The organism is Stenotrophomonas sp. 22385, from assembly GCF_052045085.1.
In the GTDB taxonomy this organism is placed as follows: domain Bacteria; phylum Pseudomonadota; class Gammaproteobacteria; order Xanthomonadales; family Xanthomonadaceae; genus Stenotrophomonas.
Map to the genome: position 1 here is coordinate 229,633 of NZ_JBQEOG010000007.1, position 23,410 is coordinate 253,042.

Here is a 23,410-nt window from a genome sequence, read left to right on the forward strand (position 1 = left end):
CTAACGTATCAAACTGCGCTGTCATTGATGGCACGGGGCGAAAGTGTATTGAGCGGTGTCCACTCGAACTTGTGCCTGCCCAAGGCGGCCTGGATGAGCGCCATTCCCGCCGGTGTATCCAATGGCTGGGATGCGCCAACCTTTTCCCAGCCAGACGGAGCGCCGTGCCGGTGGTAGGACAGATACACCGTCGAATCTTCGAACTGTCGGGACTTCCAGCTCAGCATCGGCATGTCCTTGATCGGCGGCGTCAGGTTCATCAGGCAGGCATGCAGTTCAGCCGCCTCCACATGCGTGCAACTGTGATCAGGTGTGGTGGTCAGGACCTTGACCGCCTGCACAGCCGGGCTGTCTCCGTCAGGAAACAGGTGCTGCAAGCCGGGGCGGCTGAGCGGCAGCAGCTTGGAGTGGACCGCCGTGAGGCGAACCCGCGATACAACCTGACCCTTGAGCTTGGCGGTAGGGAACTCGCATTGCCCTCTGCGTCCGATCGCCGTGTAACGCAGCAGTGCTTCCCATAGTGCGCCTTCAAGCGAATCAGCCGCGTAGAACATGGCATGGGTCCCGGGCAGCGCGAAGCGAGCCCTGCTTGCAGGATTAGGCGTGGCTCCATCAAACACACCCGGGTGAACCCGATACAGCTCCCCGGTAGGGGGCTCGAACCAAACCGGTTCGTCGGTCAACCAAGGTGTGCCACCCGGCATCAGGGCTCCTCGCTGAACTCGGCTTTGGCTGCGGCCAGCACGCGATGGGGTTGGGTGGCCAGCACCTCGGCGGGCGTGTGTCCATCAAGCAACACGTGGCCGGACTGAAACCACTCTACTTCGCCCCAGCCGGTACTGCGGCGATCGATATCGAGGAAGGGACCTTGCTCGTGCAGCACCTTCAGGATCGCTTCCAGGTGCATGACGGGCTGCCCATCACGTTGGAACTGCCATTGCGGAAAGCGCCAGCTGCCACCCGGCACAGGAAGATAGACACCGAGCAGTTTGCCAGCACGACGGTGCTTGGTTGCCAGATGGCTAGCGTTCCCGGCGGACGAGCCCAAGTTGCGGCTCACCTCCGCTGCAGTTGGCCATTGACTGGCGAGCTTGATCCGGCGCGCGGCCGCGCGCTGTTCGAGCGGCTGCGGTTCCGCGGGTCCGGAAGGCTGGCCGTACACTCGCCGATAGAGCTCTTCAATCGCGAACAGCCTGGCCTCTGCAACGCCCGAGAAGTCGATCAGCAAGTGATCATCCGCGGCGCTGCCCCCTAGTGCTTTCAGCGAATCCTTGATCGACGTCCCGTGCATATGTCTGGCCGTACTGTCCGTGCCCAGCAGAACGTAGTGATACGTCGGCTCGCCCTCGTGAGGAAGAGGGCGATTGGTATGTTTGGTGTAGTGCAAAGACGTGAAGGCCGTCAGAAGGGCACTTTGGAGATGGTCGTGCGCTGTCTCGCCCCGGAGGTCGATGACGCGAATGACTTCCTCATGCGCGCGTTGCGTGGCGCGCTCGAGTTTGAGGGTGAGCTCCTTCATCGGCTTGATGCCGATCCTCGAGGTCAACTCGCCATTGGATTCGCTCAGTTCCAGATAGGAAACGTCATGGGCGATACGCATGAGGCTCTCCGATAACCACTGCAGTGCCGGTCCCCGGAAGGGGATGCAGGAAGCTTAGGTTAAACCGGTTAAACCATCAATGAGCGAGGCCCTGCGACATAAAAAAAGCCCCGCGATGCGGGGCTTTCGGGGTAACTCGCTGTCGACTGACAGTCGGCCCTACTGCGCCTTGATCGCCATCGCCTGCAAACCGGTGCCGTCCAGCTTCTGCTTGGCTTCGGCCAGCTCACCGGCGGTGCCGTACGGGCCCATGCGCACGCGGTATACGGTCTTGCCGTTGATCTGCGCCGATTCCACCCGTGCCGCCAGGCCGATCATGGCCAGCTTGGCCTTGGTGGCTTCGGCATCGCCCGACGCCCCGAAGGCGCCGGCCTGCAGGATGTAACGCACGTTGTTCGCCGGCTCTGCGCCCGCAGTGGCCGGAGCTGCCGCAGCCGTGGCTTCCGGCTTGGGCGCGGCCGCCGCCGCAACCGGCTTCGGCTGTGCCGCAACTGTCGCTGCCGGGCGCTCAGCCACCGGCGCCGGCAACGGGGCCGGTGCGGCGGTGGTGGTAGCTGCAGTCGCCGCTGCCGTGGTCGGCGCCGGCACCGCTGCCGGTACCGGGCGGCCTTCCAGCGCGGCCTGCGCGCGCTGCGCTTCAGCCTTGGCCCGGCGCTGGTCTTCGGCGCGCGCGCTGGCGGCCAGCTCCGCATCGGACATTTCCACTTCCTTGCCCGGAAGCAGGGTGTAGAAGTCGTACTGCGTGGCGGCCGGCTTGGCCGGTTCGGCAGGCTTGGTGGCCGCACCCGGCGTGGGCAGTTCAGCGCCCACGTCGGTGTCCGCGTCGCTGACCGGGGCCGGCTGCGCGTTCGGGTCCGGCTGCGGGCCTACCCGCAGGAAGCCGTCCCCATCGTTCTTGAACAGGTTCGGTGCCGCCAGGAACACCACGGCCGCAATCGCCACACCGGCCACCAGCCACACCCATCCCGGCGTGCCTTGGCTGGTGTTGCGTCGCGCCTGGGTCTTGCCGCGTCGTGCTGCCATTTACTGCTTCTCCACTGCTTACATTTTTTCCGGGGCGGAAACGCCCAGGACGTTCAGACCATTGGCCAGCACCTGGCGTGCCGCGCAGGCCAGCGTCAGCTTGGCATTGCGCTCGGCATCGTCAGCCACCAGCACCTGCGTGCCGTGATACCACGTGTGGAAGGCGTGCGCCAATTCACGCAGGTACTGCGCGATCAGGTGCGGTTCCAGGGCAATGCCGGCCGCTTCCACCACTTCCGGGAAGCGCGACATTTCCACCATCAGCCACAGCGAGGGTTCGTCGTTCAGCGACGCCAGCCCGGTCAGGCCTTCGGCCGGGGTGTACGACAGACCCTTCTCCTGTGCCTGGCGCAGCAGGCTGCACACGCGGGCGTGCGCATACTGCACGTAGAACACCGGGTTGTCATTGCTTTGCTGGCGGGCCAGGTCGATATCGAAGGTCAGCTGCGAATCGGGCTTGCGCGCAATCAGGAACCAGCGGGTCGCATCGCGGCCGGCTTCCTCGATCAGGTCGCGCAGGGTCAGGTAGCTGCCGGCACGCTTGGACAGCTTCACTTCCTCGCCGCCGCGCATCACCGTCACCATCTGGTGCAGCACGTATTCCGGCCAGCCCTTGGGAATGCCCACGTCCAGCGCCTGCAGGCCGGCGCGCACGCGTGCCAGCGAACCGTGGTGGTCCGCGCCCAGCTCGGTGATCGCGCGCTCATAGCCGCGCTGCCACTTGCTAAGGTGGTAGGCCACGTCCGGCAGGAAGTAGGTGTAGGTGCCGTCGGACTTGCGCATCACGCGGTCCTTGTCGTCACCGAAGTCGGTGGAGCGCAGCCACAGCGCGCCGCCTTCCTCATAGGTGTGGCCGGCCGCCTTGAGCTGGGCCACGGTCTCTTCGACCTTGCCATCCTTGTAGAGCGAGCTCTCCAGGAAGTAGATGTCGAAATCCACCCCGAACGCGGCCAGGTCCTGGTTCTGCTCGTTGCGCAGGTAGGCCACGGCGAAGCGGCGGATCGCGTCCAGGTTGTCCGGGTCGCGCTCGCCCACCACCGAATGGCCTTCCAGCTCCACGGTGGCACCGGCCAGGTAGGCCTTGGCCACGTCTTCGATGTAGTCACCGCGGTAGCCGCCTTCCGGCCAGCCGGCGTCGTCGGGCTTGATGCCCTTGGCGCGCGCCTGGGTGGACAGGGCCAGGTTCTCGATCTGCACGCCGGCGTCGTTGTAATAGAACTCGCGCTTGGCGTTCCAGCCGTTCACATCCAGCAGGCGGGCCAGGCAGTCGCCGATGGCGGCGGCGCGGCCGTGGCCCACGTGCAGCGGGCCGGTCGGGTTGGCCGACACGTACTCCACGCCCACGGTACGGCCGTTACCGCTCAGGTTGCGACCGTAATCGGCGCCTTCCTTGAGCACGCTGGCCGCTTCACGCTGGTACGCGCTGGGGGCCAGGTGAAAATTGATGAAGCCCGGGCCGGCGATTTCAACGCGCAGCACATCGTCGCTCTTGGGCAGCGCATCCAGCAGCGCCTGCGCCAGGGCGCGCGGGTTGCTGCGCGCCGGCTTGGCCAGCAGCATGGCGGCATTGGTGGCGAAATCACCGTGTTCACGGGTCTTCGGGCGTTCCACCACGAATTCCGGGGTCAGGGTATCGGCCGGCAGAGTGCCGTTGGCGCGCAAGGCTTCGATGCCTTGGCTGATCAGGGCGCGGAGGAGATTTTTCACAGGGCCTGCTTTGAGACTGGAGCGGCGGAATCGGCAATTTTAGCCCAGAAGCCGCCCCGATCCATTGAACCGGGGCACAGCGGGGGTGGGAAGCCGGGCGTGGGGCGGGGTGGGAGGCCTTGGGGCAGGAGGAATGGGCTGACCGGGCCGTTCAGGTGCGGGCGAAGGGGTCGCGCTTGAGCCAGCCCCGTTCGGCCATGGAGACCGGCGGGCCGTCGCCGACCACGACATGGTCCACCAGCCGGACCCCGACCAGCGCCAGGGCTTCGAAGAGGTGGTAGGTGATCTCCCGGTCGGAGGGCGAGGGCTCGGCCCGGCCGGACGGGTGGTTGTGGCTGTTATGTCGTATGCGTCGTAAAACGTTGCATCCTATTTCCTTGAAATTCAAACAGATAGCTAAGCTAGATCCCCGCATCTTGGAACAGTTGCGCCAGAGTCGAATCCAGGCCACGACTAACGCGTCCCAGCGTGGCCAAGGTCATGTTGCGCTGGCCGCGCTCTAACGCTGCGTAGTACGACCTATGCATTCCGATGTGATCGGCGAATGAATCCTGGCTGTAGCCAAGCTCAACACGCCTTGAGCGGATAACGCGAGCCAAGGCCTCTACGACTATGTCTTTCTCCATCTCGCGAAAAGTAGGAGGCAGACACTTTTAACACTACGCCCTTAAATGTAGTCTACATATATGTATCACTTGGCCCCATGCATGGATCTGTACCTCGTTTGCACCGACCTAAACCTCACCATTCAAATCCCGTTGCCTCGAGACAGTAGCTCGCAGATCGCCAGCCAGCTTGCCCGCGTCCAGGAACAGGGGGACAGGCGAGGTTTCCAGATTCGCCTTGGAGAAGAGGTTGCGAAGATCATTCCGGACCTGACGGATTGGGATCTAAAGCCACCCTCTAAGGCACAGCTAGCGTTTGCGAGATCGCTTTGCAAGCAACTCAGCTGTGAAATCCCAACACCAGCGCTCTATTCACGGATTTCCATGCACAAATTCCTCTCGGACGCGAGGCTAGAGCTGCGCGCGCAGCAAGGCAGGGAGGGGCGCTAGCCCCTTTCCTCCGTGGCTATCGTGGCTATCCACCCGCCGAAGCCTCGGTGCCGCCCCCGATCATCGTGCATAGATGCCAGCCTTGGAGCGCTACGTTGAAGACAAGTCATACAGATCCACTACGCATAGGGACCATCTGCGTCGGAACGCAAGGAGGCGCAATTGGCGTTACCTTCGCTCCCGGCAAGTATCAAGAGACCGCAATGACCGGCGCGTGGGCTCGGGATCTAGACGTTGATCTCAGCGCAATTCGTATCTGGGGTGCTCGACGCCTAGTTTCCCTTTTAGAGCCTTCGGAGTTCCATGAGCTGCGTATCACATCACTTGCGGAGCGCGCCTCGCACCACGGCCTAGCTTGGCATGGCCTGCCGATCAAAGATGGGGCGGCACCAGACAGGCGCCTGCTCGACCCATGGACTGCTCTTGGGCCGATGTTCTCAAGGGAGCTCCTCGAAGGGGCAAAGATTGTGGTGCATTGCAAAGGCGGACTCGGCCGAGCCGGTACAGTGGCCTCCATGTTACTGCTGCAAAGCGGCGCTGCCACCGATAGTGAAGACGCAATGATCAAAGTCCGCATGGCGCGTCCTGGTGCTATAGAGACCCCGGAGCAGGAGGCGTTCATTCGAGCTTGGGCAAGTCGTGTTATCGGCTAGCACATTGCACCCGCGACGCATTTCTACGCAGCCGGATCCTCACGGTCGAAGACCTGCGCCGTAGCGACTAGTTGCCGATGAGGCCCCAGCCGTTGATCTACCAGTCTTCATGGGGCTCACACTCAACAGCTGCGCAACTAAGCCCTGCCGCGACTCAAGAACACCTCCGCCGCTCCACGAAGACATGAAAAATGAAATGACGAGGAAACAATGAAGCCCACCATCCTGGCGCTGGACTTGGAAGGGACACTCATCTCAAATGCCATCAGCCAATTCCCACGCCCCGGTCTCCATCGATTCCTCGTGGAAGTAGCGGCGCTATTTGATCAGCTTGTAATGTTTACGACTGTGCCAAGGGATCGCTTCCAATCTATAGCAAGGCTTCTTGTTCGCGAGGGAGCCGCACCCACTTGGTTCCCAGCACTTGCCTATACCAACTGGCATGGGGCGACAAAAGATCTTCGCTTTGTCTCGCCCACGCTTGGTGATGCGCTCCTGCTGGATGATCATGGCGCGTACGTGCACACTGGGCAAGAGCATCTTTGGGTCAAACTCCCGCTCTTTGCGTCACCCTATCCTGCCGAGGATGATGGCCTCGATCGCGCCCTCGAAGAGCTACTTCTACGAATCGAAAGGGTCAGCTAGTGATTGGCGCACCCATGGGGCCCAGTGACCAACTGACAGAGCTTAAAGCTTGATGTGGCAAGACGATCAATCTACAGCCTATAAGACGAAGCATGGTGAAGCTGGCAACATTGCGCCCCCTGTCAAAGAACCGCGTTGGACGATCACTCTGCGTAATAAGCACTGATGCCTCGTGCTGTAGCCGGCACCTGGTGGGGCTACGCCCACATAACCAAGGCACTTCCCGACATAAAAGTGAGTGTATCTACAGCCTTGGCCAATTCTGTACGTGGCGGTCTATCGACCGAGAATCTAGTGCGCAAGACGCCCACCGACAATGTGGACGAATAACGTGGTTAGACGACTGCTCGCCAGTCACGTCTATTCTTAACTCTCGTTGATGAAGCCAATAGTAAACATTTGAATGTCGTTCGGCCGATCCTCTTCGTTGACGGGGCAGTCCGCATCACGACAATCTGACGTTAGTGTTGGCGCTTTGTGGTCATCTACATCGCCAACAGCCTAGATCCAAACGGTGCGTCCGCACTTTGCAAAATGGATGTCCCCAACAACGGGGGAGATATTTTCCGCTCTTTGTTCTACAGGGGAGATAGTGTCAGGTTCTGTAGGTGCCAATGGGCTTCATGCAGTACTTCTGCATGAGGCTACGGGATTCCGCCTTCGCCCAATCGCACATCTGCGAGGTTCGACTATCAAACGCTGGCAGTGTCAGGCGCTAAGCCGTTAGAGCCGAACTGGCATAATAAAGATTCGATGTGGTCCGCCGATAGCGTTCCTACAGAGTCAATAGAGCGCACTATGCACATAGTTTTTATGCTGACGGTGGTGGGATCGCTACTTTGGGGATTGGTAGCCCTGACGCCGTATTTGCTTCAAAAGGGATGGCCGCTTGCAGTTGCAGTGCCCTTCATTGGCTTAGTCGACGTCTTCTGGGGGGTTTCGATGATCTACGTGATCGACCTCCTCAATTCGCATTACCGAAAGAATAATGAATTCCTAAGAAAATTCTATGCAGAACTCCATTCCGACCTCCTGTCCGTGCTGGCGCTAGCTGTGGTCCTGCTTGTGATCTTCTCTCTTGCGAGGACCAGTTACTCTCTGTCAAGTATCGACGTCGCGTGCTTGGGTCTCCCGATGTTCATCTGCGCACTGGATTCACTGGCTCGAGCCAAGGATCCGTCGGGCATATTGAATATGAATCTCCCTCGGAGGCTAGTCTTGATGGCGCTTCCCGCTGGACTACTCGTCGCATCCTGCTGGGTGCTGATCGAAATCCTCTCCAACGAATTCTCTGCTTCTGCGTCACTCTGGCTTCAGCTCTGCATTCTCTTCGCCGGGTTCGCGTCCTACGTTGGATCCAAGCAGACGAAGTACTTCATGCTGCATCGTCGTCTTGGAATCTCCCCGACGATCATGGCCCTTCTCAAAAAGGTACGAGGCAGAGGAGCACCGGCGTTCTACGAGCAGACCGCTCAGATGGCAAAGAGGTTCCAACGCGATCTCAACATAGCTATCGCTAAGTCGGCTGCGGACAAGCGAAGGTTGGCAAGAACCTCACGGAAAAAGCGATAGGCCTCTCTAAGGACGCGCGTTCCAAGCACCGATTCCTTTGGCGACACCGAAACTGAAGTTGGGCTGACGGAGGGAAGGCAGCACTCTCCGCTACCGCTTGCTCGATCTAGGGGAGGCGACTTTAGGAGGCGTCGGTTCCGTGAAATAGTGCTTAGGGTCAATCCCGTCGCTTTGAAGGCGCTCACACGCCGATACGATGGCCGCTACAAGGTGTTCTACGTGCTCGCGCAATTGCTGCACTTCCAAGAGGAGGACTGTTGTTTGTTCCGAACGCCCCCTACGCTTCGGCTGGACCCGCCCTGACTTTCGTTTAGCGATGGCGATTCTTATCCGTGCGGATAGCTCCTCATCCCGCCACAGGGTCTGCCGACTTACTCCGATGAGATTGGCAAGCTGACTCAGGCCCCGTTCGGGTCCGACTCCCCTTTCCATCTCCTCAACGACAACGAGTGCTCTCGCCCTCCAGCGAGGTAAAGCACGCTTCTGCATGTCCTATATCACCTTCATGTCAATGCTCTTCCTATCCTGCGGTTGTGCATCACAATAGTGCTTTAGAACCCGCTCACATGAGCGCACGACGTCCAAGAGGAACTCGACGTGCTGATCCAGTGGCTCGCTGTGATCAAGCTCAGCTTCGAGACGCGCGCCTAGCGTGTGATAGTTCGGCATCAATACTCCCAGCATCCGTTGATGGCTGGCGCGCAATTGTTCAATGTTCCGTCTCGCGTCTTGATCGGTTGTATCGACCTGGAATGATTTACAGGCGCCGTTCGTTCCAAAGCCTCGAATGCAAACAAGGGTTCTATCGCAAGGGGAGGTATACAGTTCGCGTGAGCAGGTGCCGTAGGGCGTGATATGCAGGATCGACAATTTGTTGTCGACGATGGACTGGATATCTTCCTCGCTAACGTTCGATGAGCGGAGCTCCCTTACTCTCCTGCCGAGGAAGTCGTTAGGTTCGGATCCTTTATCAAGGTACATCCACCGACGTTGCTCAGCGCGTTCCTTCGCGGTTCGATGGTCGTATTGCCTGCCTTGCCGCGGCGCTCGATTCATCCAAGCATCTACCACTAGCTCATTCGCGCCGGCCCGTAGCATTGCATCGGTTACCCAATGTCGAATCATATGGGGACTAAATGCCACAACTTTTCCATCATCATCGCGAATGTTCGCTCTCCGAAAGATGCTCTTCTGAATCGAGCTGTCGCTAAGGTACCTGTAGATGTCCGGCCTGCGCAGCGGAGATGGCAGGAAACCCTTTCTATTTCCAAGCGATGTTTGCGTGTCCCACACTACGATAAGGTGGTCACTCAGTCGCCGGGGGACGCCAGCAGGGGGAGACGTTGCGATGAAGCCTCCGCCAGAGTGACTTCCGTGGGCCGAGAAGTTCTCAGAGAAGTGCTGCGACAGAAGCTTCGCATACCTCTCCCGAAGTGCGCTTTCAAGCCTACTGAGTACCACTCCTGTTGCATGTGCGCCTCCCCGGTTAGAAAGCGCAGCCTTCCGAATTTTCATCCATCGCAGGCGGAAGCGCTCGACAAGAATCTCTGAAGGTGCCGCACTAAAAGCGCCTTCTACACTCATATCGCGCAGAAGAACGCGCAGATCGGTGATGAACCAGCTCATCCTTTTAACGGATGCGCGGTCCGCGCCGCTTCCTTTAACTAGCCCATCGACAGAGAGGCCGTTGGATATGTTCCCCTTCACCGTGTGGGTAAATAAGCCCCAGTCCCAATAGGAGAAGCGATCATCCAGCCACTGTACGACCACTGATGCAGTCGGCTTTGGGAGAGCTATCAGGCATTCTTTGTACCGACCATCAGCATTGAACGTCTTTTCGCTCACGTCAAAACAGGCGCAAAATTCATCGATAAAGTAGATATCTTCGCAGCCAGACAGCTTTGTCTGGGCGAGTCGTGCGGGCGATAGACCCTGTAATTTGCGTAGCGCATCCAAGCTATCGCGAAGGAAGGCGAACCCTTCCTCCTCAATGAGACGCGCTCTAGCCCTGGCTTCCGCGCAGGCATCCAACAAGTAGCTAACGGATTCCACCAACGCCTTTTCCCACACCTCTGGAACTGGGACCGACGCCGCGTCGTTTGACTTCTCTACAGTCTGCCGAAGAAGCGTGTAGCCCGCGCCAACTCTTCTGTCAATGCAACGTACCGAGAGTGATGTGCATTCTCCTATCCGAGCACCCACTGCTAATGCTGGAGCAAGTGCCTCTAGCCTGATGCGGTCGTATCCAGGCGCAGGCTCAATCGTAGGGGTAGAGACGATGGCGTTTCGAGCGCGAGCCAAGGCTATGGCGATGTCTGGCCTGTGCTTTGATCGGGAGTGTCTACTGAACTCCGCCGACTCCGGGTCCTCAATTTTTCTAATTGGATTCTCAACGTTATGACTCCAGATGATGACTTTGGTAAGGAAACGGAACTCCTTCCCGTCTATCCGTACCTGTAGCCTGTTCAAGTATTCAACTATTGCTTGTAGCGAACCCGCACGGTTGTAGACCGTTGCTTCGCTCATGCCTGGGTCGGCCTTGATTCTTGCTAGGAGCCGGGTGAACGTAGCCCGCGTGAGTCCACACCAAGAGACAGGCTCTTCATTCACAATCGCTGCTAGCAGGCTGAATGTGATAGCCCTACCTCTGACCAATGCAGTGGACGGTCTTCGCCCTGAGGAGATCTGATCAACGACCATAGCCCGCGCGATTCTTCCTGAGAGCGAATCAAGTTCCGGCTGCCTGGCCGAGCCAGAGTGTTTGCCGCCTGCTTCACAGAACAGTACTGAGGACCCCCGGTAGGTCCAAGCTGGGTCATCGTAGGCACCGCTAATCAGACCGGAGTCTACAAGCGCCCTGAATCGCCCACGGCTCTCGCTTTCGACAGCGTTGAGTACCCGTGCTGCGGATTCACTGAGGTCCTTGGTCATTCCCGCCTCCGTCTTCGCGGCAGAGATGCTGTACCAAGCTCATGGCTCCCAGAACTTCCAGAGAGAGCTGATTCCGTACAGGCCCGGTACTTTGCTGCCGCATCAATTCGTCGTACGCCACAATCTCTTTGAGTGCTGCTGAGTGGTCCGCATTCCTATCTGGACGGAATCGATGGCACGCATAGCAGCTGATGCGTGGGTGCTTCGGACAAGGAGCCTTAAGCGTGCAACGCCCCAGCCCGCCGACAGGTCGATCACTAGTTTCCGCAAGTGCATCTTGAAAGAACCGGCCTTCCCACATGTTGGCCGCTTGGACGATCTCTTGGCTTGACGCTGCCGTTGCGTTGATTAGATCGTGCGTTTCGGTGCTGTACCGAAAGTAATGTTCCACGGACCAAGGCGTTGCGTGGTCCAAAGCTTCGGCGACCTCTTCACGCGAACAGCCCATGAGGACCATCGATGTGCCCTTGGTCCGCCTGAGTCGATACGCAAGAATCGTAACGAATGAATCTCCGGTTAGACCTGCAAGTTCTTCGTCCTGCACAAGCGCCAGGGCTTTACCGATGTCTCCAATTTCTCTGCATATCATTCCGCCGGTGGCATGTAGGGTGTACGGATAGAGTGCCGAATCTTCGCAGAACCGCATAAGTCCGGCGTCCGGCCTCTCGCGTCGTGGGAACAATGGCAATGGCGCTGGGCATCTTTCTATTCCAAGCTCGTTGAGGCACCCCTCTACTTTTTCGCGGAGTATGGATACCTGTGACTCAGCCTCAGCCACTTGCATGCGAACGGCTTCCGCCGCTTGGTTTGAAATGTGTCGTCTAACCAAGTTCCCATCTGCACGGCGCAGCTTGGATCGCTGGCCTTTCACACTCGGTACATCGACAAAGGGACCGAAGCTATCCTCGCCAAAGTCACTAGCGCGCATGAGGGCCAGCTGTACTGGCCTAAGCCCCCAGTCCCGGCACAGATAGAACGCGGCGCGCTGTCGATTGCTGACTGCGGGAGAGGAGCTGATTGCGGCTTCGATTCTCGCCAACTCAGGGCGCGTGTACGGGCCGCCAACGGGATCTCGGAGTGTCGCTAATTGTCCATATCTCTTCCTTCTCCCAGTCCAAGCCAGCGCCCGAAGCCTATGCAACGTCCAGTCGCTGAACCCGGGTACAGCCTGAATCTCTAGCGCCCACTGGTAGAGCAGGACGCCGACCATGGGAACTTCGTCCCGATTCTCAGCCGCATCCGCAATCGCGATCTCGTCAATCCATGCAGACAGCGCCCGCTCAACAGACTGCGCGTCAATCGCTGATACTTGCACGTCAGAGATCCTGCGTAGGAGCAACTGAATTGGTCGGACGTGCAGCGCCGCCTGGAGTCGATCGATCAGCCAGCTTCTGACGATCCACTCAAGTAGCGGATTGCTGTGGATCTGGCCAGCCCATGGAATTTTCTGCGTGCCAGAGCCAATAGGTTCGATGAACAGTGCTGTCGGCCATTGCCCCTCTGGCGTAACCACTTCAATGCTTTGCCCGCTTGGGGAAGCGATCCTATAGTCAAATTCGTCAACATCTTCCCCAAGCGCCTTTGCAGCCACCAGGCGCAACTGTGCTGGTGGGAGTGCGCGCTTCACTTCGCGCCTTCCGCAGGTTTTGAGCGAAACCCAAGAAGCTGCTCTACCTTCTCCTGAATGGCAAGTCGCGTGTAGAGCTGAACAGACTGGCTACCCGGTGCCCAACCTCCGTGATAGGAGAGCGCTAGCAGAAGATCAGAGTCAGATAGTTCCGTTATCGTCTGCAGACGCTTCCGTTGCATGGTGGTCGAGGTGGCACGAAGTCCGTGCGGATGCAAACGAAGTGCTGCCTCCGCTCCAATCACGGATGTGACTTTGGAGAAGAGCCGGTTTATTGAGGATCCGGACAGACGCTTTCCGTCGGCAGTGCTTGGGAATAGCGCAGTACTTACCGTCCCCTTGCCGATTAGTTCCGGCCGGCAACCATCCAAGTATGTTGCCAATAGGTTGGCCAATTCTGAACTCAATGGAAGGGTCTTGGTTTGCGTCTTCAGGGCTGACCTGTCGCGGCGCTGTCCGATGACCCTGGGTGTCGGACGCTTGACGGAGATGGTCGGACTTCCGGATAGGTTCACGTCCATCGTTTCCAGTAGTACGAGCTCTGACCGCCGCAGGGCGGCTTCACAGGCGACCCTCAAGATGCAATAGTTGCGTGCTCTTATGGGGTAGCTTACGAATGGATTGAGTTCGGACTCCGGATGCATGATAAGGTGGATCAGCTCGATCTCTTCTTCGGATAGGACCCTCGAGTGGACAGAGCACGCGCCACGGTTGATATGCTTCTTAAATGCGCTCGCAAACTTCCTCTCCACTGCGCTGAAGTAGACGCTGACACCATGAAGCTCATCCTTGGATAGGTCTTGGGTGGACAGAACATGGTCTTGGACTGAGCGTAGATACGACCGGATGGCTTCAAGCCTCCGTGTGCAAGTAGCTCTCGCCAAGCTTTTCCCATCTCTCACGCACAGTAGCTGCGCAGCCCCGACGACCTCGTTCTTGGTTATTCCTTTCAGACTGACCAGGCGAGACTCTAGGTCCGTCTCCACGCTGGAGAAGTAGTGGTAGAGGATGCGGACGTCGCGCGCGAACGCATCCCTGGTGTTGTCTTTCTCACTGAGCGATCCGATCCATAGATTTGCTAGTACAGCGGGAACTCCCCATTGAAGTAGGTACGGACGGATCCCGGACCTCTGCTTTATGAGCAGAAGTGTTGGTACTTCATTTCGCTGAGCGCAAAGGTGCATTCCCGCAAAAGTCGCCAGGACCGAAATCGGGGTGAACCCTAGCAATTCGTTTTTCCGATCGCTAGATCGTGAGCCTGCTGGTACGTTTCAGATGAAACATTTCACGCGCGCTCCCATGCACATCAATAGCTTGCATGCTCAGATAAATTTTCATTTAACATTCATGCTGCATTGCAGCGCAGCGCCTCTGTGATTTTGCGCACTCAGGCAGGGGTTCTGTACGGGCGTTCAAGCTGCCTCCGTGTGTTATCAGAAGAAGCCACGCAGGAAATGCACAGTGAGCCCGTCCTGCCGCGCGCACGGAGGAGAGCAGGAGGTTCTCGGAGTGCGTCGCTTGCTCCAATCCGCCTTGGGAATTGACGTCGTCGTCGAGCTTGATACGGGTGCCTGGGCAGGTCCTCCGCTAATGCCTTTGTCCAACACGGCCACCGATTTGCTTGAACGCCTCTCAGCCATACCCGTCGAGCGTGAGAACTGGGCCTAAGAGCCTGATGAAGCTGTAGCCAAATGGGGACCGTTAGGTCCGTGAGCAAATGGCCGACACCGCCCCGGCGACCCATGATTCATAGCGCTGACGGTTTACTGGAGCTTTGCGCTTCCTATGCCTCCCTCTGTACCAAGCCAACGATCAGCACAGAGCAGCTATGTCGCTCGAAGGCGGGGGGGGGCGTTACCGAATCGCATGCGGAAGGTGCGACTGTTTGGACGCTTGAACGCACTCATAGACGCGCAACCATAGGTTTTCACTTTTGCTGCACCTATGGTTGCCGGAGAGCAGAAAACCTCTGGTTGCAATGGTCAAAGGGTAGGACTGGCGCTCAGGGAGATCGCGCACGTGACCCCTTCACGCTTGTCCAGCTGTGAAGGGTCTCTCGTTAAGAGGCTGCTACCTGCCCGATCACCCGAAAAGGTGGCATCGGCTCCGTCAGCGTCTCCGTCGGGACGTTGGACCGCAGCATCCGGTGGCCCAGCAGATCAATCTCGGCCAGGTCGAACAGGCTGGCTATGAAGTGGGGCAAAGTGCGCGCAGTGGAACTGGTCCAGTGTTCGAGCTCACCGACAACGTCGGGCAGCAGTTCTTGGAGGTAGCGAGCAGTGGCGTCGAGGTCGCTCATACAAGCGACCGTAACATCGATATTTAACCGTAACACGTGCCGGTTACGGTCAGACCTATCTGTTACAGCCCAGCGCACGAACGTATTAAGGGCTCGCCTGGTGCTACTGCAATGGCCGACGATCGCCATTGAGGGGCTCTAAACCATCTATATCAGTCCGGATCAAGATGATTCGTCCCCAGACGTAATGCGCTACTCGCAATCGACGTCCGCTTTCGGCCAGAAGCGGACGTTCGCCCTACCCTCGATAAACATCCCTAATCCCCTGCGCCGCCGATGTCCGCTCCTGGCCAGAGATGGACACCCGGGGCCTGCGCAGGCGCTCTCGTATTACCCTTTCGGGGCAGGTAGGCAACCTCGTCTACCGGCACACTGGCGCCTTCTACACAGGAAGGACAACGAAATGAGCGCCTCCAACCGCAAGACGGCCAGCTTTGGCGTGCCGTGGGAATCGGCTTATGGATACGTGCAGGCCGTGCGCGTGAACAATTCGATCTTCGTGTCGGGCCAGCTCTCGCACACGCCGGAGGGCCAGCTGGTGGCTCCGGCTGCTCTGGGGGCTGATGGGAAGCCTGCCAATTTCGACACCATGGAGGCGCAGATGAAGCGCACCTATGAGAACGCCCAGGTGCTGCTGGCCGAGCTGGGTGCGTCGCTGGCAGATGTGGTGGAGGAAACCCTTTTCGTAATCGACGTACCGGCCGCGTTCGCCGCCAGCGGCAAGGTCAGGCCAGCCGTCTACGGCCAGGCAGTCCCGCAGGTGGCCAGCAATCTCATCGGCGTGTCCGCGCTCGCCTTCCCCGAACAGCTGATCGAGATTGCATTCCGCGCTGAAGTGAATTCGTAATCCTCCTCCAGGGGACAAGTAGCAATTCAATGGAAAGCCCGTATGCGCCAAGCTGCGGGCTTTTCTTGCGTTTCCCCATTTGCGTGGCAGTTCACATCGCCGATTAGACAGTCCAATCTGGTCAATTGCGCGAAGAGAAAGGCGCCAATGAGCCTAATGCATCCGCAGCTATTGCTGCTTCGCTTCCTAGCCCGCAAGGTCTGCCACGCTAGAGACCATGGCTGCTCGACTCAGGAGCGACGTCCGCTTCCGGCCAGAAGCGGACGTTTTCGGTCAAGCCAGGGTTCGAGCGCGCGGCCGCCTGCACCGTTCCTCGAGCAATCACACAAGCAACCTGGACCAGCGATCTCCAAACAGCGAGATTGCAAGTCCGGCCAGCATGACCAGCGCGCCTGCAAGCTTGATGAGGGAGACGGGACGATGGGCAGAACCCATCAATGCGAAATGGTCGATGGCCAACGAAGACAGCAGCTGCCCGGCGATCACCAGCCCCACCAGGGCGGCCATGCCGATACGGGGCACCAGGATGACGTTGCTGAGCAGCGCAAATGCGCCCATCACGCCCCCCAGCAACACCCAGGCCGGCTGCGCCGGGATGCCTGCAAGCAGGCCGAGGGTGTTGCCCCGTACGAGACCGACGAGAGTGAGCGACAACAGCCCCACCATGAAGGAGAAGATGGCGGCTGCAACAGGATCGCCGCCCAGGCCCTTTGCCAACTGACCATTGAACGTGGTCTGCAATGTGACGGCCATTCCCGCAACCATTGCCAGTGGAAAGGCCCAGGCACCGAAGCTGTTCATGTTTACTCTCAGTGATTGGTTAGAACGGGGAAGGAAGTGCCGAACGCGTCCGGCGTGTAGCCGGCAGCCGAGAACAGGTGCGCGCAGGATTCGTCCACCGCAGCGCGCAACTTGCCCATGTCCAGGCCGCACATTTCGCCGCCCCGCTTCAGCACCCGGCCGCCGACCATCACGGTGTCGATGTTGCTGCGCTCCGCCGCATGCACCACTGTTCCGAACGCATTGTTGGACGGATACAGGTTGATGTCGCCGGTGCGGAACAGCACGATGTCGGCCTGCTTGCCCGGCGTCAGGCTGCCAATCCTGTCCTGCAGCCCTGCGCAGGCCGCGCCATCAAGCGTGGCGGCTTCAAGCAGGCGGTGGGAATTGAGCGGATCCTGTGGGGTGCCGGCACTACGCGGGGGACGTGCATTGACGCGCAGCACGCGCTCCAGGTAATAGGCCACGCGCATTTCCATGAACATGTCGCCGCTGTAGGACGTCTCGTTGTCAACGCTGAAGCCGGGTCGCAGCCCGTGCCGAACCGCCGCATCCCAGGCGAACATGCCATCCTCGATACCGTAGTGGGCATCCGAGCGCGGGCAGACATTGATGTGCACACCGGCATCGCGAAGGATCTCCCAGCCCTCATCCTTCAGGCAGGTGCAGTGGTTGAAGATGTTGTCCGGGCCCAGCAGCCCTTGCGCATGCAACTGAGGGAGCTGGGCGCCCATCTGTTCACCGAAGAACTCGGTGACGATCGGGATACCCAGGCGGCGTGCTTCGGCCCAGAGCTCCGGCTCGATGTTGGCCATGGTCGCCAATGTGACCAGGTCGTTGGCCGGGTCCTTGAAGTACTTTTCCTGCAGGCGGGCGAGGTTTCCCGGCCAATGCGCGCGGTCCCAAGTGCCGGACACGGGAGCGCCTGATGCATGCAGCGCACGGATGCCGGCATCGAGCAGAGCTTCAACCGATGCATCGGAGTGCGCGGCTGTGCGGCTGTTGTGGGAGTTGTCGATGACCGTAGTGATGCCAGCATCAATTGCGCCCAGCGCGGACAGCAAGGTGCCGACATACATGTCCTGCGGACGGTAATGCTTTGCGAACGAGAAATGCGTGGCGTTGGAGTAGTGCTCCAAGGTCTCGGCGTTGGAGTTGATCCGGCGCAGCTGACCCTCCCAGGCGTGGCGGTGGGAGTCCACCATGCCCGGGATGGCGATCATGTCCTTGGCATCGATGACGAACGCGTCCTCGGCGCTGAGGTTCTCGCCAACGGCAGTGATGGTCCGACCGGAGACCAGGATGTCGCCCTTCACGAGGTTGCCCACAGCCGGGTCCATGCTGATGATGGTTGCGCCACGGATGAACGTCTTTTCGGCCGCTGCGGTTGTCGGTTGCTGAAGAATGTCTCGCGGGAGGGTGCTCATTGGGGCAAGGTCGATTTCTGGGCTGGCGTGAACTCTATGCCACGCTGACCCTGCGAAAAATCCATGCTCTTCGTTTTTATTATTCGTAGAACGCGCATAATCAGGATCGAGGTGACCGTCAACTGTAGGGTGGAAGCGAAATGGATCGGATTCTGGCGATGCAGGCGTACGTGCGGGTGGTAGAAGCGAAGAGCTTTGTGCGTGCCGCCGAGGCTCTCTCCATGCCCCCCTCCACCGTCACGGGCTTGATCAAGGGCTTGGAAAAGCACCTGCGCGTCCGCCTGCTCAACCGGACCACGCGCAGCGTCAGCCCCACTTCGGAAGGCGAGCGCTACTACCTGCAGTGCCGCGAGATCCTCAACCAGATCGAACAGGCGGAAACCGGCCTGAAGTCGTCGCCACAGGACCTGCGGGGGCGGTTGAGGATCGACATGCCAGGCGGCCTCGCGCACTCGATACTCCTCCCGAACCTGGACAGCTTTCGCCGTCAGTATCCCGGGGTCCATCTGATGATCGGCGTGGGTGACCGGCCGGTCGACCTCGTCCAGGAGGGTGTGGACTGCGTGATCCGGACCGGGCCGCTGGAAGACTCCAGCCTCGTAGCCCGGCCGCTGGGGAACTTCCGCTGGATCACCTGCGCCGCACCAAGCTATCTGGAGGTGTATGGCGTCCCACAATCACTTGAAGACCTCGCCGGGCACCGCGCAGTCCACCATTTTTCCTCTGGTTCGAGGGGCGGTGGCAGCCTGCTCTTCTCAGCTGATGGGAAGAGACAGGTAGTACCAGTGGAGGGCTCGGTCGCCGTCAATGAGACCGAGCTGTACATCAAGCTGTGCATGAAGGGATACGGCCTGGCACAGTTGCAAGGCGTACTGGTCGAGAAGCAGTTGCAGGATGGCAGCCTGGTTGAGGTGCTTCAGCGGTGGCGTCCGCCGTCGGTGCCGGTTTCGATCCTTTACCCGCACCACCGTTATGGATCGCCCATCGTCCAAGCATTCATAGCATGGGCTGCAGAGCTTTTCTCCGCCAAGAGCGAGAAAGCATAGATCGCGAAGTCAGCCGTCGCGTCCAGAGATTCCGAGGCGGTGTCGAGCATCTATCTCTCGGGTGGACTGCTAGAGATAGCGTATCCCTCAGACAGATGCCTCCCGGAAGCCGCCGGGCAAGGTGTCCGCTTCCGGCCAAAAGGAGACATCGAATGCCGTGTTGAGCCGCCGCTGCGCCAGCGAGCGTCGGATATCGTCAGCCGCTCGGCGGTGCCATGGATGCATTCGATGATGTCATCATCGGCGAACCACAACGGGAGCGATTGCGTGGCCATCCCCTTTTCTGAAGAACAAGTACACGAGCAGTTGTTGGCGATGGGCATGGAAACGGTCGTGATGGACTCGACCGAGCTGACTCAAGCCTTGGAAGGCCGCGCCTTACTGCCCGAAGTAGAAGATGAGGAGGGCAGCTTCGAGCTGTGGCGCATCATCAAGCAGCGCGCTTTGCAGCGCATCGATCGCATCCACGATAGCGTTCGCTACGGAACGTTCGTCGGTAGCAAAGTCGACCTACCCACGGACAGTACCAAGCCGATGCAGCTCGACTTGTTGGGTTACCACGAAGACGGCATTTTCGTACTTGAGCTCAAGGTCGGCAGTTCATCCGAACGGAACGCGTTCTCTGAGTTACTAGCCTATAGCAACTACATCGCCCAAATGTTTGCGCTTTCGGGGCCGGCAGACATCGCCAACGTTTTGGTGGCGCCCATGGGGGCGAAAATTACTCGCCATGCGTACCTGTATGACCTGCTCATCTCCAATCGGGACGTCATCGCTTACCGCCCAATCTTTTCGGAGCAGACGCTTGAAAGCTTGAAGCTGGAGCTGTATGTCCCGACAGATGAGGATTTCCGCTACTTCGCAAATAGGCTGCTATCGCACCAGGCGATGGGCTGCGTTGTCGCCTCGTTCCACGACCTAGAAGGCTGGTATGACAGTGAGGAGGATGAGGGAAACCTCAACGATTACACCCGCGAGGCGTTGGGCGCCCTGAGTACGTATGCCGCGCAGTTAATGGAGGCCGAGCAGCTGCACGGATTCGTGTTCGTCCGCAAGCCCTGGAAAGAGCTCCCTCGGTACTACCGCAATAGCCTGATTGTGTGTGCCGTCAACCCGTTCTTGGTGGCCGATCCCGAGCGCTCAGTCCCGATGCTCGAGCAGATGGACGAACAGCATCGCGACATTTTCATGGATAGCCCGCGGTACGCCTTCGATGGTCGGCTGCTGCGCCTCGCCAAGCGCGCTATTGACGATTGCCTGGCGCACGGAACCGAATGCGAGCGCGAGGTGCCTCTATGGGATGGTATGGTTCACGAGCTTCAAGAAGTGGTCTTCACGCACAACTTTGGCTTTCGCCCGACCGGCATCTTCCGCGAGGCGTACGTGGCCTCCCTACAAGCGTTGTACATTCGCAAGGCGGGCGGAAGCGACGAAGACGTTAGCACCCTGAAAGTCGACGAGGTGAACAACTGGATGCGCGCCTGGATGTTCATGGAGATGTGCGGGTTCGTTGCCGGGGAGGCAGATGGTGTTGTTGACGACGAAGAGGCTGACGAAGAGGGGCCGGCATCGTAGGCCGACCTGCCACCCGACGTGCACCCAGTTTTGAGTAGCAATCAGATTCGGGGCAATGTTGGACGTAACCGTGAACGGCGGCTACGGAACCCTGGGCGATTCAGATTGATGAGCATGCTGCGCGCATTCGCTCTCTCTCTGGAAGGATTTCAGGTCTTAGCAGGCAAGTCCAACCGCGCACTTTTCTCCAAGCGCTACCTGGTGTTCTGCTTCAGCAACCAAGCGCGGGCTGAGGCCTTTCGTCAATGCGGCCGTGAACGCATGGGTGATGTCTTTACCTTCCATCGGCGGCCACGACGGTCGATTAGAGGCTCCCATCGGACTGACATAAGCTAGTGCTACGCAGAAGCGGTCTTTGCTCAGTGCCGCGGAGTGGGGGGCGTATGCCCCCCTCTCTCTTGACTCCTTAGCAAAGTGCACTCGATGAGTGCATCTCACCTCATGCGAACAAGGCCGATGCCAGCCACCCACCATGATCGGATGCTCCGCTAGCTCCGGTACAAGGCTTGGGTTGGCAGAGATCGCCGAGAGCACTGGCTTCTCGGACGCTCAAAATTTGCTGCGGGCTATGGGTCAAGTGAGCCCCCAGCCTCCAAATGCTGCCGGACCGCTGCAAGGTCATCTATCCGATCGCTGCACATAAATGCTAGCGCCGTGGATCCTTGAAACGGCGAGGCAGAGTGCTGCCGGCGGATCCAACTGTCGGCCTGCTGTCGATTGGGAAATATCGTATGGAGTGCACGGTAGATGCCGAGAAGGTAGCTGATCCGCTCAAGCACCTCTGGATGAAGATCGAAGAGATCGCCATCTTCAAGCATGTCCTTGTACACGCTCGGAGGCTGCCAGAGGAGCGCTTTTTGTTCCAGTTCCGTAAGGGACCAACTCTTAGCGAGCCCGGCGAATGTTCGCAAGGCTGGACCGACAAGGTTGCGATCATCCTTTGCAAGCTGCGTGGTCATGCTTTCGGACCATTGAGGTACCTGGCTCATGCTACCTCTAAATTGCGATAGCGGACTGTCGTGGCCGCCGAGACGTCCCAAGGTGAGCGCGAGTAAAGTGTATGCCGCTGGGAAGAGAGCGGGACACTATGTGTTGTTTGCCCTATTCTGAATAGAGGCAACCATTGATTTCCCTTGCTCAAGCCCTGATGTGTATTACTCTGATTCTAAAGAGCCTTTGAGTTGTGAGGCTCAACCTTTGGTTGCAACGCAACCAAAGTTTGATCAACTTACCGCGCGCAGCGGCTGCAGCTATTGTTGCAAGGAAGCTCAATCTATCGTTGCGTAGCTACTCAGGAGGCTTCAGGTCTAGCCACCCCGTTTCAGGTCCAGGAGAGCGTCAATAAGCACATCAAACGACTGGTATCCGCGATGCATCGTGTACTACTGCGACGCAGGTTGGCAGCCTTATCTAACGGAGGAGGGGGCCTTGAGCTCAGCCCCCTCATCGGTTGATCTGACTGAAGAATTTGGGAGTGAACAGGCAGTATCGGCTTGCTACGGCGCTTCCGTTGCTCTTCCCTTCGGTCCTGGTCTGGCAGTTCTGGACGGCATTTCGATAGGCACAGTCACTTCGTCATTCAATATTCCTCGTTGCGGCTTGTGCAGTCCAACCAGCTTGCCGCTCTGCCGCAGCGAGAGTCCGGCGGAGATCCTGCGAGAGGCCACTTAGGGTTGAAGCGCTCACTCGGCCATACTGGTCAGCATGTGCGGATGCAGTCGTGAGTTGACATGATAATCCGACGGAGAGGACGACACCGCGTGCTGCAAGTTCCTCGACAGACCTCCGGTGATCTTCAGGTCCGCGGAACATAATAGGAAACAGTGGGGACGGATCTGGACTGGAAGGAAGCCAGTCAGCTCCAATTGTTAGGTACTCACGAAACGCGTCCGACTTTGCCAACAGCTGACTGGGTGATGCAGAAAGAAATGTATCCCACATCGCGGATATCATCGACCATCCAGAGGTTAAACTGGGCCTATAGCTGGACGGATCTGTAACCGAGTCAAGGCCTTTCGACCAGTAGTCAGGAAATTGTGACTTCTTCTCTAAACGGGATCTTTCCCTAAGGACCTGATCCCAAAGCTTTTGACCAAAGTGCCTTTCAGTCTCGAACTTTGTCCGCACTATCTTCAGTAGTGCATGCTCAAGCCCAAACAACGAAGATTTAATTGAATCTATACAAGCTTCCTCTGCGGACAGGGAGCATGTTGAAATCAATCGAACATCCCGTGCGAAAACGATGACTTCACGCCCTCCGTGGCCCGGCAGCCAATCCGGAGCAATCGCGGGCGAGGAGGCTTGCGCGACATTCATTTTTCCTCGCGAAATAACGACAACCCCAAGAGGCGATTCATGGCCGTCGTCATCCAAATTTAGAATATCGCTTCTCAGTGAACTTAAGATCGACATGGCATCCGAAGCCCACGCATTCGGATCCTGAAAAGCTGATGTTCGAAGCACATGGGGGAGTAAGCGCGTACCCGCAAGTCTCACAGAAAGCTCTTGGAAGATGCCTTCTCGATCAGTGTCGTCTTGAAGCCAATATACGACCACGCAAAATTTGTTGAAAGATTTAATTGATTCGGAGATCGAATCGACAAAAGTAGTAATAGATGTCATT

Annotated in this window: 19 protein-coding genes and 1 pseudogene; 6 read left to right on the forward strand and 14 right to left on the reverse strand. The window is 58.6% G+C overall.

What is annotated here, in order from left to right:
* Positions 1–8: 8 nt before the first annotated feature.
* The 6 genes and pseudogenes from ACTJI4_RS14295 to ACTJI4_RS14320 all read right to left on the reverse strand — a co-directional run bounded on the left by ACTJI4_RS14295 (position 9) and on the right by ACTJI4_RS14320 (position 4,956).
* Positions 9–554, reverse strand: a complete 546-nt coding sequence (locus ACTJI4_RS14295; RefSeq protein ID WP_440869718.1) for a hypothetical protein — start codon at positions 552–554, stop codon at positions 9–11.
* A 149-nt stretch (positions 555–703) separates the two neighbouring features.
* Entirely contained in the window at positions 704–1,600 is an 897-nt protein-coding gene (locus ACTJI4_RS14300; protein WP_392924342.1) for a hypothetical protein, read from the reverse strand.
* 159 nt (positions 1,601–1,759) lie between these two features.
* Positions 1,760–2,623, reverse strand: a complete 864-nt coding sequence (locus ACTJI4_RS14305; protein ID WP_440869719.1) for an SPOR domain-containing protein — start codon at positions 2,621–2,623, stop codon at positions 1,760–1,762.
* Positions 2,624–2,641: 18 nt separating this feature from the next.
* Positions 2,642–4,330: an arginine--tRNA ligase gene (gene argS, locus ACTJI4_RS14310; RefSeq protein ID WP_392924337.1), complete on the reverse strand. Its 1,689-nt coding sequence runs from the start codon at positions 4,328–4,330 to the stop codon at positions 2,642–2,644.
* Between the two features lie 151 nt (positions 4,331–4,481).
* Positions 4,482–4,664: pseudogene (locus tag ACTJI4_RS14315) on the reverse strand (JAB domain-containing protein); the annotation flags it as partial.
* Positions 4,665–4,731: 67 nt separating this feature from the next.
* Complete coding sequence (locus ACTJI4_RS14320; RefSeq protein ID WP_440869720.1) at positions 4,732–4,956, reverse strand: helix-turn-helix domain-containing protein; 225 nt, start codon at positions 4,954–4,956, stop codon at positions 4,732–4,734.
* Positions 4,957–5,588: 632 nt separating this feature from the next.
* Here ACTJI4_RS14320 and ACTJI4_RS14325 point away from each other — a divergent pair.
* The 3 genes from ACTJI4_RS14325 to ACTJI4_RS14335 all read left to right on the forward strand — a co-directional run bounded on the left by ACTJI4_RS14325 (position 5,589) and on the right by ACTJI4_RS14335 (position 8,255).
* Positions 5,589–6,038, forward strand: coding sequence for a cyclin-dependent kinase inhibitor 3 family protein (locus ACTJI4_RS14325; RefSeq protein WP_440869721.1), 450 nt, complete (start codon positions 5,589–5,591; stop codon positions 6,036–6,038).
* Positions 6,039–6,248: 210 nt separating this feature from the next.
* Positions 6,249–6,683 (forward strand): NIF family HAD-type phosphatase, encoded by a 435-nt coding sequence (locus tag ACTJI4_RS14330; RefSeq protein ID WP_440869722.1) that lies wholly within the window; start codon positions 6,249–6,251, stop codon positions 6,681–6,683.
* A 798-nt stretch (positions 6,684–7,481) separates the two neighbouring features.
* Complete coding sequence (locus ACTJI4_RS14335) at positions 7,482–8,255, forward strand: hypothetical protein (protein WP_440869723.1); 774 nt, start codon at positions 7,482–7,484, stop codon at positions 8,253–8,255.
* Positions 8,256–8,747: 492 nt separating this feature from the next.
* Here the strand turns inward: ACTJI4_RS14335 and ACTJI4_RS14340 are convergent, their stop codons facing one another.
* From ACTJI4_RS14340 to ACTJI4_RS14355, 4 genes are all read right to left on the reverse strand, one after another.
* Complete coding sequence (locus ACTJI4_RS14340) at positions 8,748–11,186, reverse strand: hypothetical protein (RefSeq protein ID WP_440869724.1); 2,439 nt, start codon at positions 11,184–11,186, stop codon at positions 8,748–8,750.
* Positions 11,167–12,813 (reverse strand): hypothetical protein, encoded by a 1,647-nt coding sequence (locus ACTJI4_RS14345; RefSeq protein WP_440869725.1) that lies wholly within the window; start codon positions 12,811–12,813, stop codon positions 11,167–11,169. Before ACTJI4_RS14345 ends, ACTJI4_RS14340 begins: the two co-directional genes overlap by 20 nt.
* Positions 12,810–13,997, reverse strand: a complete 1,188-nt coding sequence (locus ACTJI4_RS14350; RefSeq protein ID WP_440869756.1) for a tyrosine-type recombinase/integrase — start codon at positions 13,995–13,997, stop codon at positions 12,810–12,812. The genes ACTJI4_RS14345 and ACTJI4_RS14350 overlap by 4 nt, the downstream gene beginning before the upstream one ends.
* A gap of 875 nt (positions 13,998–14,872) precedes the next feature.
* A complete protein-coding gene (locus ACTJI4_RS14355; RefSeq protein WP_440869726.1) occupies positions 14,873–15,112 on the reverse strand; it encodes a hypothetical protein in 240 nt (79 codons plus the stop codon).
* 403 nt (positions 15,113–15,515) lie between these two features.
* On the opposite strand from ACTJI4_RS14355, the gene ACTJI4_RS14360 reads away from it, so the two are divergent.
* Positions 15,516–15,959, forward strand: coding sequence for a RidA family protein (locus ACTJI4_RS14360; protein ID WP_372356340.1), 444 nt, complete (start codon positions 15,516–15,518; stop codon positions 15,957–15,959).
* 321 nt (positions 15,960–16,280) lie between these two features.
* Here the strand turns inward: ACTJI4_RS14360 and ACTJI4_RS14365 are convergent, their stop codons facing one another.
* Positions 16,281–16,760 (reverse strand): DMT family transporter, encoded by a 480-nt coding sequence (locus tag ACTJI4_RS14365; RefSeq protein ID WP_115875139.1) that lies wholly within the window; start codon positions 16,758–16,760, stop codon positions 16,281–16,283.
* An 8-nt stretch (positions 16,761–16,768) separates the two neighbouring features.
* Positions 16,769–18,166, reverse strand: a complete 1,398-nt coding sequence (locus tag ACTJI4_RS14370; protein ID WP_440869727.1) for an amidohydrolase family protein — start codon at positions 18,164–18,166, stop codon at positions 16,769–16,771.
* A 140-nt stretch (positions 18,167–18,306) separates the two neighbouring features.
* Between ACTJI4_RS14370 and ACTJI4_RS14375 the strand changes: the two genes are divergently transcribed.
* Together ACTJI4_RS14375 and ACTJI4_RS14380 are read left to right on the forward strand one after the other, a co-directional pair.
* Positions 18,307–19,212, forward strand: a complete 906-nt coding sequence (locus ACTJI4_RS14375) for a LysR family transcriptional regulator (RefSeq protein WP_372356341.1) — start codon at positions 18,307–18,309, stop codon at positions 19,210–19,212.
* Between the two features lie 267 nt (positions 19,213–19,479).
* On the forward strand, positions 19,480–20,787 hold the full coding sequence (locus ACTJI4_RS14380; RefSeq protein ID WP_440869728.1) for a hypothetical protein: 1,308 nt from the start codon (positions 19,480–19,482) through the stop codon (positions 20,785–20,787).
* Between the two features lie 566 nt (positions 20,788–21,353).
* On the opposite strand, the gene ACTJI4_RS14385 is transcribed toward ACTJI4_RS14380, so the two are convergent.
* On the reverse strand, positions 21,354–21,746 hold the full coding sequence (locus tag ACTJI4_RS14385) for a hypothetical protein (protein ID WP_440869729.1): 393 nt from the start codon (positions 21,744–21,746) through the stop codon (positions 21,354–21,356).
* A 616-nt stretch (positions 21,747–22,362) separates the two neighbouring features.
* Positions 22,363–23,409: a hypothetical protein gene (locus ACTJI4_RS14390; RefSeq protein ID WP_440869730.1), complete on the reverse strand. Its 1,047-nt coding sequence runs from the start codon at positions 23,407–23,409 to the stop codon at positions 22,363–22,365.
* Between the last annotated feature and the right edge of the window lies 1 nt (position 23,410).